The sequence below is a fragment of the Acidobacterium sp. FHG110202_01 genome, assembly GCF_059115305.1.
In genome coordinates this window covers 284,142-295,984 of record NZ_JBZYWJ010000006.1, presented here as the reverse complement: position 1 = coordinate 295,984, position 11,843 = coordinate 284,142, and the positions used below count along the sequence as shown (strand labels likewise).

The window sequence follows — 11,843 nt, the reverse complement described above, 5'->3', positions numbered from 1 at the left end:
GTAACGGTTCTCCGCAGAGACTGGGCAAATCGATATCACTCCGATTGGTTACCTGGAATCGACCAAAATCACGCCGCGCTAACCACTTTAATTGGCACGATAGTAGAATTCGCGCCAATTAAGCGAGGGGTGAATATGGCGAACCGCCGTGGGGATGAGATCGCAGAGAACCTCGCGGCTGTCGTGGACTTCATACGGCAAAGCGTAGATGGTGCACAGAGTGGTCAAATTGCCAACGCTCTGAAGGGGATCCCTCAACGAACCCTACAGCGTTGGCTGAAACGTCTCGTGGAGGAAGGAAAGCTAACTCAGGCCGGCAAAGGGAGGGCTGCGCGATACCGGCTTCCGAAGGTACTAGAGGAACCAGAAGCCGCTCCCGGCCGGCAAGTGCAGCCGGAACAGGCAAAGTCGGAGGAGGCGGTTGGGTATAACCGTCAGTTTCTCGACGGCTACCGACCCAACACAAGCTTTTATCTCACTTCCAAAGAACGGGAACACTTGGCGGAAGTAGGCAAGACGACGACCGAGATCGAAGCCGCTGGGACGTATGCCAAACAGATTCTTAACCGCTTGCTAATCGACTTGTCGTGGAACTCCAGCCGACTCGAAGGCAATACCTATTCTTTGCTCGATACTCGCCGTTTGATTGAATTTGGCGAAGAGACAGAAGGGCAGAACAGACTGGAAGCTCAGATGATTCTCAATCACAAGGATGCCATTGCATTTCTTGTGAGTGCGGCCGATGAGATAGATTTTAACCGCTATACGATTCTGAACCTCCATGGAATTTTGGCGCAGAATCTCTTGCCGGACGAGGCAGCTCCTGGACGCCTGCGCCGCATTGCGGTCGGCATTGAAAAGTCCGTCTTTCATCCTCTCGAAGTCCCGCAGTTGATCGAGGAGTGTTTCCATCAGGTGCTGGCAACCGCGCAAGCGATTCGTGATCCGTTTGAACAATCCTTCTTCGCCATGGTGCAACTGCCGTACCTTCAGCCCTTCGACGATGTGAATAAACGCGTATCCCGCCTGGCTGCGAATATTCCCTTCATCAAGGAGAATCTATCGCCGTTGTCGTTCACTGACGTTCCGCGCTCGACCTACACGGAAGCCATCCTAGGAGTCTATGAGTTGAACAAAGTAGACCTGCTCAAAGATATCTTCATCTGGACCTACGAGCGCTCAGCCGAGAGCTACGCAGCGGTGCGGCAATCCTTGGGCGATCCCGATCCATTCAGGCAGAGGCATCGGGAGGCACTGCGTCAACTAGTGGGCGATGTGGTGCGGCGGCATATGGATAGGAAAGAGGCAGTTTCCTATATCGCGCAGTGGGTGCAGGACAATATTTCCGCGGATGAGCGAGGCAGATTCAGGGAAACTGCCGAGTCCGATCTTCTCAACCTGCATGAGGGAAATTTTGCTCGCCTTCAGGTTCGCCCCAGCGAGTTCGCGGCGTGGCAGACCGCGTGGGAACACAAGGAATAAATTTCCAAAATTGTAAATTTGGAGCCTCTGCTGGAAGATGCGTTTTTAAGCTCGCCTCTTTTCCTCTAGTCTCCAAAGCTACGTTTCTGGTATTCGCCGGGATTGGTTCCGACGATTCGCTTGAATGCTTTGCTGAAGGAGGCGTCGGATTCATACCCGACTGATCGTGCAACGTCGATGAGCTTCTTGTCGCGCTGCTGTAGGAACTGCATTGCCTTCTGCATGCGCCATTCGGTTACGTATTCCAGCGGTGTTTGTCCGAGGAGTTCTTTAAAGCGTGCGGCGAATGCGGAGCGCGACATGCCTGCTGCTGTGGCTAGGGATTCCACCGTCCAGGGTGCATTCACGCTGTTGTGAACGGCATTCAGCGCGGTGCCGATTTGAGGATCGAAGATGGCACGAAGCCATCCGTTATTGTGTTGCGGTTGGTATGCGATGTGCGCACGGAGTGCCTGGATAAATAAAACCTCAGCCAGCCGCGTTGCCACAACTTCCGATCCGGGCGCCTGTTCTGCCATCTCTAACGCCAGCGCCTGCATGGTGGTGTGAAGTGCAAGGGTGTGGGCCACATCGGCCTTGATGAGCATGAAGCTTGGCAATAGCTGGGTAATTGGCTTGAGGCTGGCGCGATCGAAGCTCAGGGAGCCACAAACGATGGTTGTGGGTGCGCCGCCTGCTCCGTAGTGAGCAACATTGCTGCCATCTCTGGACGCGACTTCGCTGAAACTCTTCATAGGACGTGTTTGCAAGCTGTCGCGCAGAACAAACGAAGTTCCTCGTGCCAGAAAAAAGCAATCGCCACCGGTGAGGGGAATCGGCTCTGGAGTTCCTTCCACACTGAGCCAGCAGTTGCCGCGCGAGAGCATGGCGAAGTGTGCCAGGTCTGTGAGACCACTCTCTCTATAGGCAGGCGTGGCTTCTTCTTCGGCCCATTTCCCCTGAATCAAGCCCCACGGGGCTGTCGCCTCCAGCCTGTGCTGACCGAACGCGGTGACGTGCATCGTGCGGAAGATGTCTGTTATCGGATCCAATTAAACCTCCTTGTTTGGACGAATGGACAAAACATTTGGACTTATGGGCAGTTCTCGTCCACGCCCAGCAAAATCTACTCCTCAGTACAAGATGCTACACATCGCGAAAGGGAGTATGTATGGGAAAGCTGGAAGGTAAGGTAGCAGTCGTCACAGGCGGATCGAGCGGCCTGGCGCTGGCGAGCGCCAAGCGCTTCGTTGAAGAGGGTGCCTACGTTTTCATCACGGGTCGGAGGCAAGCGGTGCTGGATGAGGCCGTCAAGGAGATTGGCCGGAACGTGACCGGCGTGCGGGGTGACGCGGCCAATCTCGACGACCTCGACCGTTTGTTCGAGACGGTCAAGCGCGAAAAGGGCAAGATCGACGTCCTCTATGCGAGCGCTGGCTGGGGCGAGGCCGCACCGTTGGGCGAGATTACCGAGCAGCACTTCGATGCGATCTTCGGCCTGAATGCGCGCGGAACGCTGTTTACGGTCCAGAAGGCGTTGCCATTGTTCAACGATGGCGGATCGATCTTCATGACCGGGTCCGTTGCTTCGCTGAAAGGTTTTCCTGGTTACAGCGTGTATGCGGCGAGCAAGGCGGCATTGCACGCATTCGCACGCGGGTGGCTCAACGAGCTGAAGGGCAGGAATATCCGGGTGAACGTGCTGCACCCGGGGCCGATCGCCACACCGATGCAGGACCAGGTTCTCACCAAGGAGGCAAAGCAAATGTTCGAATCACTGATCCCGCGGGGAACGATGGGGCAATCTGAGGAAATCGCAACGGCCGCACTGTTTCTTGCTTCAGACGATTCGAGCTTCGTCAATGGTGTGGAGTTGAACGTCGACGGCGGCTTCTCGGCTATCTGAACTCGGAGGATTTCGGTGAGTGCATGATCCAATGCACTCATCGAATCCGATGAGTATTGATATATCGACCAGTGTCGAGCTATCCAGGCAGTTAGGCCATCGACTGTCGATTTCAGAGCAATACTCTTATGCAGTAACGATGCGGGGAATAACTTCCCATAAGGCATTTTTCGTGAGTAATACAGAAATTTGGTATTGCTCCGGCCTCGGTGGCCCTGTTTCTCCAAGCTAAGAAGCGTGTCTTTCCATCATGCCCCGAGCTTATTCCGAAAGTTGCTTTCTAGAAAGTTTCGTCATTCTGAGCGAATCATGGTTGTCCGAGGGTCTTCACGTGTATAGGAGAGAAGCACAACGGGTTTCGCTTTGTTGCGATCTGCCACGGGACAATGATAGATGCAAACAAGTCGACCAAGGAATGCGGATCGAAGAAATGAAGGGTAGCCCCATAGAATTTCCCCAAAATTCTCATCAATTCATTTCCATTAACTGGCTGTTCTAATCCAAGGCTGCTCTTGGCCTTTTCAGACAAAGAGTTCCAAAGATCGAATGATGAAACGAAAGCCCGTGCTGCACTTCCACTCGCAGTTCCCATTTCGATTTCGACAGGGTCGGTCAGGATCTGCTCTGCTACCAGTCTATGGCATTTGCCATCGCCTAGATTTAAATCGCCCCAGGCGTCTAGCAACCGGATCAATGATGAAATAGAAGTGGCTATCTGTTCCGCTGAATACGGATGGGGGCGCATTCCTTCCCAGATGCAAGCTACGCCTGCCTGAACTGTATCATCCCTGTGCGGGAGTTTAGGGGGGACGATCAATAAGTCAATACAGGTCCGCCGCGCAGCAACTAATTCGCTAAGTTCTCTGTGGTTCTTTTTGAGTTGTTCGATAGACCAGAAAGGAGGCTTCGAATCGACATCGACAACACTCCAACGCTCGTCCGGGCCTTTGTTCCATCCAGTTTCAAGCGACGTCGAGTCAAGCACTGGAATGAGATCGCCATGCGGGGATTCAATCTTTATGTGCAACCCTCCTCTTCTTAACAAAGTGTTCTTCAAATTTCGAAAAGAGCGTTCCTGAGCTATCTGTGACCGATAATCATCAATCATCTGTTCCAGATGGCTACGGCGGTCAGGATAAATACGGTTTTTTTCTATTGTCGGCTCCGCTCCCGTTTGGGGAAAGACGATGCGATCGAACGGCCAGATTAGAGCAATATCACACTGTGCTTCCAGAAACAGCCCTGATTGCGCCTGAAGACGCCAGAGATTGGGAACATCGATTTGCAGAAATCTCAGCATCAATCCCGAACGAGTTCCCTCTTCAAAGAGACTGCTCACCGCCTCAGGATCAACGAGATAGATGGCACCATCTTGACCTGTTACCCCGCCTTTCGCCGCAAACCAGCCTGCAATGCTGGGATCTGTCGAAAAATCGATGAAAGGTGTCGCTGCCACCTGATGGTGTTGTGCTGCTGCGATAATTTTGTCATCATTCGCCAGATAAGGTACGAGTTTTTCAGCACCGTATACCCAATCAGCAAATGCACAAATATCTTCCTGCGCTTCGCGCTGCCCTGTGGCATCCAATCGCGCGAAGCTTGACGTCACATGCCACGTAGCGTCTCGCTGCCCACGAAAGTAACGGTACTTACCAGTTTCTCTAAAGCGTTTGGCAAGTGCGATTGCTTCTTCAACATCTGTAACGTCGAATTGAACAAAGCCTCCAGGCATTTCGCGTCCGAGTGGAAGGCCGGGATCGCAATAGCTGAGCCTCTCCGAAGCAAAACCGTTTTTGTCGTATATTTCTGCCTTTTCGTCCATCCATGTCCCTTTCAGACATGCGCCAAAAACTAACTGGCTAATCTTATACGTCTTGAGGAAGTAACTAATCCACTCATCAAACTATTGCTAGGTCAGCTTCTGAGAAGTGATTCGGCCGTGATCTGTAGGCATCGAGAGCGGCGTTTCACAGGACTAATGTTCGGAGGTCGGCTCAAACCTTTGCTGGATGAGTGCATTGGCCTGAAGTCACCGGTTGAGAATGGTGTTCGTAAATAGAAGCCGACTTCCCGGTAGCGAATGTTGTGCCTTACTGAAGTGATTGACGGACCTCGAACACCACACCCATACGTCATGCTGTTTGGTTGCCAACGCGACTTCCAACGATCTGGCCCGTTGCGCCGAACGGGTTGTCTCAACAAACCGTATAACATGGGTCTGTCGTTCTTCATTTGCCAGTTTCGGGAAGGTGCAGATGGGAATCGAGACCATGGGTGATCGAAGGCGCGATACCTGCCAGGTGCACGGAAGAAGCGTCGAAACACCGGGCATTGTCGTCGAACGCCGCACGAACGGAGCGGGTTCGCATCCCGCACAAGCTTATCCCTGCAACGAGTTGATTGTCATGCTGAGCGGTCAGGCGCTCGTATCGCTGGAAGCCAAAGCCGATGCCTCGAGCGCTCGACGCACAGCGCGTTAAGCGAGTCCTGGATTACATTGACGCTAACCTCGGCAAGCGCTTGCACTCGATCAGCTTGCGGCCGAGGCATGCCTCAGCCCCTTCCACTTTTCGCGCCTCTTCAAGCAGGCCATCGGTCTTTCACCGCAGCGCTATGTCACCGACCAGCGGGTGCAGGCCGCCAAGCGTGCGTTGGCATCGGAGCATGCCTCACTCTTCGAGATAGCACTCGATAACGGCTTCGGGTCGCTTGACAACTTTATTAGGGTCTTCCGCAAGAACACCGGCACAACACCAGCCCACTATCGACGACAGGTCTGCTAAAACATGGCTCTCGGGTGGAGCGCAAAGAGCAAGATGCGTCGAAAACTCCGCAAGAACTGCCGAGATTTGTCTATCTTTCTTCGGATACTTTCATCGACAGGATACTTGGATTCGGCGTCAGCACATGTGTTGTACCTCGAAGAAAGCCGAGTCTCGCAACCTTCTATTCCCAAATCCGGTGCTTTTCTTGAAATTGATATATTGCCTCAGCGTATCGGAGAGTCCGGAGAGAAGCTTGGTTCCATAAAGCGTTTGCATCGCGTCCGAAAGAGCCACATTTCCAGCACCCTCAACGCGTTTCTGTGCTTGCTCTCCATCGAAAAAGAAACATGGGAGAACATGTGCAGGGAAAAGAAGCTCTTCAATGCGATTATTGGCCTCTTGCCAAGAGGAATATCGCCGCGGGCGATTTTGGTGTTGGATAATGACCTCTTCGCCTTCGGGGGTATTGATATCACGTAATTTGCCCCGTGGAAGAAAGTGCCAGATGCGTGTGATGGTTAGAGGATTATCTTCTCCAATATCAAACACGAGCTGAACGCTGACCTGGGGATCAGATTCTCCAATCGATCCGCGATGTAGAATTCGCTCGATGAGTTGTCGGTACGAGCGCTGTTTTTCCTCTTCGTTATCAGAAAGCTTGACCCCTTCGACGTAGTACATCGCCTCCCGGCCAAACAAACCGAGATGGAGAGAGGCAAGCAATGAAGTCTTGCCTGTGCCATTCATCGCTCCGACAAGAATTACCTTCTTCCGCGCACTTGGGGTGGGGAATTGGAAAGTTGTCGATCGATAGCTACGCCAATTTTTGAGGGTCACCTCGCAGAGATGCACTAGACTGCTCCTATCATGCTTCCAAGTGATCTCCCAGAATGTTATCGACGTCGCCGTTGATTCCCTCACGACGGCCCGACCCGATGTAGTTCCTCTGGAGGTCGATTAATTGCTCAAGTAGCTTCAGCGTAGTTCTATTAAGCTAAAACTGCGAAAGGATGAATACTAATCATCAATACTCGATGAAGTTGGTATCCATCTGATATCCACGTCCACAAGTTATTGATTTTAGGTGATTTGATGGTCGGGGCGGAGGGATTCGAAGGCTCCTAGACCCGTGATTGCTATGCCGTTTTCTTTGTTGAATTTGACTGCAAAACCACTCAATTTGAAGGGTTTGCCAGAATTCTAAAGCGCACCCTCGTGTCCCGGATTTTCTCACCAACGGACAGTTTTTCGCAAGATTTTCGTATCATCTCGTATCACCTAATTGCACCAAAAATTGTACAAGTGAGCTCAGAAGTCGGGGCGGAGCGCCCTTCAGCCCTAAAAAGGAAGAATTTCGAATTTCCGAATTGGAAATTCTTAGCAATGCTCAATGATCCAGAGTCGAGATTGCCAGTCCATTGAATGCCACAGTATTTCATCTTTATGGTCCGATGAGTGATTCGGCGATTTGGCACCCTAGACTTAGTTACGTCAGTGATTTGCCTTTCAGGAGATCGATCTTGGGATGAAAGAGTCTTCTCTGGCGCGGTCGAGTTCCACGCACAGATTTCTCTTGATCGGACTTTCCTTCGGAAGTTACCCGCGGCGCGCAGCCGCAATTGCGAATAGCAAGATGACAATTAGCAACGCAGGCCTCTAAGCCTACGCTTTTCGAAACCTCCTTGTAGGAAACTAGCTGCTGAGGTGCACAATTGATCAAATATGAAACTTGAAGAACTTGTGTCCCGAACGAACGAGTTTTACTTCTTGAGAGAGTTCACGTTCTCTACGGCGAAATTCCGCCCCAACGCACAGTCTCAGGTTGAGTTGGCCGATGCCGTCATCTGGCTCGATGACCTTGCAGTCATCTTCCAATTGAAAGAACGATCCGATGACGTCGAATTCTCGGAGATTGCCTCTACCCGTTGGTTCGAAAACAAAGTGATTGGGAAAGCGGCACGCCAAGTCAAGAGCACACTTACCTACCTGAACCAATACGACCCGATTTCAGTCACGAACAACTACGGCCAGACTGTTCCTTTATCCGTTAGGGAGATAAGAACCATCCATAAGGTCATTGTCTATTCGGAGGACAATCCTGATCCGGTGCGACCAAAGTTTCATCTCAGTCGCACCGGGGGCCTGATGCACCTAATTCGGGCTGAGGATTACATTGGTATCGTAAGAACTCTTCTGACGCTTTCCGAAATCTCTGAGTACTTCTCATGGCGCGGCGATCTTCACGCAACTTGGTTAAGTGAGGCCGAGACTCTCCCTGAGCAGAGCTTGGTCGGCCACTATCTTCGTGGAGAAATGAAATTAAAACCGACCTTAACTGATGCGAAGAATCTTGGGCTCGTCGAAGAAGACATAGAAGAATGGGATGTGACTGGGATTCTACACAAGTTCTTAGAAAGAACGACAGACAACGATATAGACGGGATTCAATACCATCGCATTATTCGCGAAGTCGCAAAGCTCCACAGAGGCGAGCTTCGCTCATTCAAGGAGCGGTTCGTTCTCAGTATGGAGGCCGCAAAGGCCGACGAGTTCACCCGGCCTTATCGATTCATAAGTCCAAGAACCGGCTGCGGATTTGTTTTTATACCGCTTGAGTCCCAATTCTGGGAGGCAAGACGCACCGCTCTCGCAAACCTCACAGCGGCCTGCAAGTATGATCAGCGCCTGGACAAATGCATTGGGATCTCGTTCGTGCGCGATGGCGACGGATGGTTCACGGTGGATTGGTGTATTCATGTAGCGAAATGGGAGTTCAATGCAGAGATTGAATCCGTGCTCAAAAAATCGTACCCGTTCCGCCCGGTCAAGGAACATATGGTTTACAGATACCCATTCAAAACTGATAGTGAGGAGATCTAGTCGGTAGTGCCTGCCGGCAGGTGGCGGTTCACTGATCCTGCGTCAAATGTCGATTTCAGTCCAATGCGCTCGTCGAAAAGAGGTAACCAGGTCACCGCGTCAGAAGGGGGACCGATTTCATGTGAGCCGTTATCAAGCGGCAGGTCTTCTGATCCAGCGGGAGCTCTTTCTGGAGTCTAGGCCAGAGTGTCATCATTCTCTCTATGGTCTCGCGGGCGGTTTCGAGCACGAGCTTACTAGGAACCTGTGCTTTTCGTGCAAAGCGTTCCATCAATTCCCAATCCAATCGGCTGACGGCCTTCTCTTTGGCGATAGATAAGGCCAGACGATCCTCTGCGATATAGCGCACGGTAGACACGAAATCGTAGGCCGGGGCGAGTTGTGGCGTGTGGCTGTCAAGGTAGATAAGGGACCAGTTCTTCAAGTGCATGTCATTGTTTCCGATGACTGCATTGAAGATGAGCCTTCGGACGAACTCGGTGAACTGCGTCTCATCCGTCAGACGCCATAGATCAGCGGCCATATTGGTGTAGCTGTAGTTCTTATATTTGGCTTCGGGAAACTGCCCATATATCTGGTTGAAATCCTCGATATGGATGCGCTTTCCTTTCGCGCCGCGATCAAATCGCCTGATGTAATAGGCATCCCCCTTCAACTGCCCCCATTGTTCTGGAACGCCATCAATCCGGTCCATAGGGAGCAGGCCAACCTCGGGCACCTGTATGCCTACTTCGCGCGCGAACTGCATCATGGAGTATTCATTTTCGGGCAGGTTTGGATATGCCACGGACGGCAGTTTTACGATCCAGTGTTCGCCCTGCCTGGAAGCGGGGATAGAGAGTTGCCGGTTCGGATTGCCGACCGCCGAGAGCTTCAACTGGACGCCGGCGAGTGAAAATCGCAGGACATCCTTGCCGACCTTCGTGCGTACTTCGGCGGGAGTGCTTTGAGCGGGCGGAAATGTGCGGCCTTCGATGTCTTGAATAGTGACAGCCCCCGGCAAGTCATTGCCAAGAAGCCATAACAGAAAGAACTCTCTTTGCGCGTTCACATCGCCATGCTCGGCAATATATTGCCGCAACTGTCCTTCCGGCAGAAGATTGGAAAAGAATGGGGGCAGTCGGCGCGTTACTGGCCGAACGTCGGTTCGGAGCTCCCGGTATGCGTCATAGAAACTCAGGCTCAGAACAGGCCGTTTTTCGTCGGCTATATAGGCCGCATCGAAGACAAAAAGATTCTGATCGTTGGGCAGATTCGTAATCGTGCCAACAACGGTCCCCGAGAGACGTACCTCCAGGACGGAAGGCCGACTGGGGCTAGGAGCTTTCTTCGTCGGCATCTTCCGGCACTCCTCCTACAAGGGATGGGCTGCTTTCGGCAGAAACTTTTGAATGACCTCCATCGCCTGCATGTTCGATCAGTGCTCGCACGGCTGGCACAAGACGCTTGGGAATGAGCATGGGTTCGAGCTCTAAAACGCGCGCCATCTCCAGTAAAGTAGACACACGCAGATCCCCACCGCGTTCGATTCTGGAGACGGAGCTTTGCGGTTGGCCGATACGTTTCCCCAGGTCACCCTGGGTAAAGTTCCTAGCCTCACGAGCCTGCCGGATTTGATCCTGAATATATGCCATACGATATGTCCACCCAAAACATATCATAAAGCATATATGTGCTATAGCGCCGCTTACGTTCTGGAAGAATTCTCCATTCGGAGAAATAGCTTCCCACGGCGTATCGTCCGCTGTTTCCTACTCTGCTTTAGGTGGCTGAGCAGGCAGACCGTTTCGACATTGTTCATGCCTACGCCGACATCGAACATTCAAACAGTAGTTTGCTGCACTGTAATGTTGATGGAATGGAATGCGCCGAGATAAGTTGGTTTAATTCGAATTAGACGAGTTTTAAATCCGGATTGGACGAACATTCAATCCGGATTAGACGTTGTACTAATCCGGTGTGACTGAACCATCCCCTCATTTTTCGAGCGTTTCAACGAAGCTTATGTTTATGGGGTTAATTCATGCGTCTTGTTGTGATCTCTGACACTCATGGCCTCCACAATAGAATTCAGGAGCTTCCCGAGGGCGATGTGCTGATTCATGCTGGAGATTTTATGAACTCTGGCTATGATCCGGAGGAGATCCGGTCCTTCAATCATTGGCTGGGAAGGCAGCCTTTTGAACATCGCGTGGTCTGTGGCGGGAATCATGATCGGTATTTCCAAAATTCACCGCATCAGGCTCGCGCTCTTCTTACCAATGCAATCTACCTGGAGAATGACGGTCTCACGATCGACAATGTCTCCTTCTGGGGATCGCCCTACACACCTGAATTTATGAACTGGGCTTTTATGTACCGTCGTGGCCCAGCAGCCAGGCAATATTGGGACCAGATCCCATATAACCTGGATGTGCTGATCACACATGGACCACCCTTCGGCATTCTCGATCAATCCATGCCAGACGGCCCACATCTCGGTTGCAAAGAATTATTCGAAGCCGTGGAAGAAAAGAAGCCCAAGATCCACCTCTTTGGCCATATTCATGGAGGTGCTGGGATATTTGAGAACGGGGGCACTCGCTTTGTGAATGCCGCATATCTCAACGAACAGTACAAACCACTGGAGCCTGCGGGCAAGGTCCGCATCATTGACCTTTAGGTTATTGAAGAAGGATTTGACAGGATAGTTCGGAAAGCTCGGTTGGTTGGCCAGAGCATTTTTTCGCTGATGAGCTATCTAAAGATGCCAGCTTTTGGGATGAGTGTGAAGATCAATGGGGTCGCGGAGGGGGCTATCGAAATCGAATCAACGAGCGCAATCGCCAGAG

The 11,843-nt window shown here is 51.9% G+C and carries 10 protein-coding genes and 1 pseudogene; 6 read left to right on the top strand and 5 right to left on the bottom strand.

Features of this window, described 5'->3' with window-relative positions:
- Positions 1 to 135 precede the first annotated feature (135 nt).
- Positions 136 to 1,482, top strand: a complete 1,347-nt coding sequence (locus tag AC5S16_RS14785) for a Fic family protein (RefSeq protein WP_493930849.1) — start codon at positions 136 to 138, stop codon at positions 1,480 to 1,482.
- 65 nt (positions 1,483 to 1,547) lie between these two features.
- On the opposite strand, the gene AC5S16_RS14780 is transcribed toward AC5S16_RS14785, so the two are convergent.
- On the bottom strand, positions 1,548 to 2,513 hold the full coding sequence (locus AC5S16_RS14780) for an AraC family transcriptional regulator (protein WP_493930848.1): 966 nt from the start codon (positions 2,511 to 2,513) through the stop codon (positions 1,548 to 1,550).
- Positions 2,514 to 2,632: 119 nt separating this feature from the next.
- Here AC5S16_RS14780 and AC5S16_RS14775 point away from each other — a divergent pair, with 119 nt between their 5' ends.
- Positions 2,633 to 3,367, top strand: a complete 735-nt coding sequence (locus tag AC5S16_RS14775) for an SDR family NAD(P)-dependent oxidoreductase (protein WP_493930847.1) — start codon at positions 2,633 to 2,635, stop codon at positions 3,365 to 3,367.
- Between the two features lie 307 nt (positions 3,368 to 3,674).
- Here the strand turns inward: AC5S16_RS14775 and AC5S16_RS14770 are convergent, their stop codons facing one another.
- Positions 3,675 to 5,189: an FRG domain-containing protein gene (locus AC5S16_RS14770; RefSeq protein ID WP_493930846.1), complete on the bottom strand. Its 1,515-nt coding sequence runs from the start codon at positions 5,187 to 5,189 to the stop codon at positions 3,675 to 3,677.
- A 433-nt stretch (positions 5,190 to 5,622) separates the two neighbouring features.
- Here AC5S16_RS14770 and AC5S16_RS14765 point away from each other — a divergent pair, with 433 nt between their 5' ends.
- Together AC5S16_RS14765 and AC5S16_RS14760 are read left to right on the top strand one after the other, a co-directional pair.
- Positions 5,623 to 5,847, top strand: a complete 225-nt coding sequence (locus AC5S16_RS14765) for a hypothetical protein (protein WP_493930845.1) — start codon at positions 5,623 to 5,625, stop codon at positions 5,845 to 5,847.
- A gap of 51 nt (positions 5,848 to 5,898) precedes the next feature.
- Positions 5,899 to 6,150: pseudogene (locus AC5S16_RS14760) on the top strand (helix-turn-helix transcriptional regulator); the annotation flags it as partial.
- A 117-nt stretch (positions 6,151 to 6,267) separates the two neighbouring features.
- Here AC5S16_RS14760 and AC5S16_RS14755 read toward each other — a convergent pair.
- The gene (locus AC5S16_RS14755; protein ID WP_493930945.1) at positions 6,268 to 6,969 is read right to left on the bottom strand and encodes an AAA family ATPase; all 702 of its coding nucleotides are present in this window, start codon (positions 6,967 to 6,969) and stop codon (positions 6,268 to 6,270) included.
- A gap of 885 nt (positions 6,970 to 7,854) precedes the next feature.
- On the opposite strand from AC5S16_RS14755, the gene AC5S16_RS14750 reads away from it, so the two are divergent.
- The gene (locus tag AC5S16_RS14750) at positions 7,855 to 9,012 is read left to right on the top strand and encodes a hypothetical protein (protein WP_493930844.1); all 1,158 of its coding nucleotides are present in this window, start codon (positions 7,855 to 7,857) and stop codon (positions 9,010 to 9,012) included.
- Between the two features lie 91 nt (positions 9,013 to 9,103).
- Here AC5S16_RS14750 and AC5S16_RS14745 read toward each other — a convergent pair whose 3' ends face one another.
- Together AC5S16_RS14745 and AC5S16_RS14740 are read right to left on the bottom strand one after the other, a co-directional pair.
- Positions 9,104 to 10,351, bottom strand: coding sequence for a type II toxin-antitoxin system HipA family toxin (locus AC5S16_RS14745; RefSeq protein ID WP_493930843.1), 1,248 nt, complete (start codon positions 10,349 to 10,351; stop codon positions 9,104 to 9,106).
- Positions 10,329 to 10,646: a helix-turn-helix domain-containing protein gene (locus AC5S16_RS14740; protein WP_493930842.1), complete on the bottom strand. Its 318-nt coding sequence runs from the start codon at positions 10,644 to 10,646 to the stop codon at positions 10,329 to 10,331. Before AC5S16_RS14740 ends, AC5S16_RS14745 begins: the two co-directional genes overlap by 23 nt.
- A gap of 389 nt (positions 10,647 to 11,035) precedes the next feature.
- On the opposite strand from AC5S16_RS14740, the gene AC5S16_RS14735 reads away from it, so the two are divergent.
- Positions 11,036 to 11,674 (top strand): metallophosphatase domain-containing protein, encoded by a 639-nt coding sequence (locus AC5S16_RS14735; RefSeq protein ID WP_493930841.1) that lies wholly within the window; start codon positions 11,036 to 11,038, stop codon positions 11,672 to 11,674.
- Positions 11,675 to 11,843 lie beyond the last annotated feature (169 nt).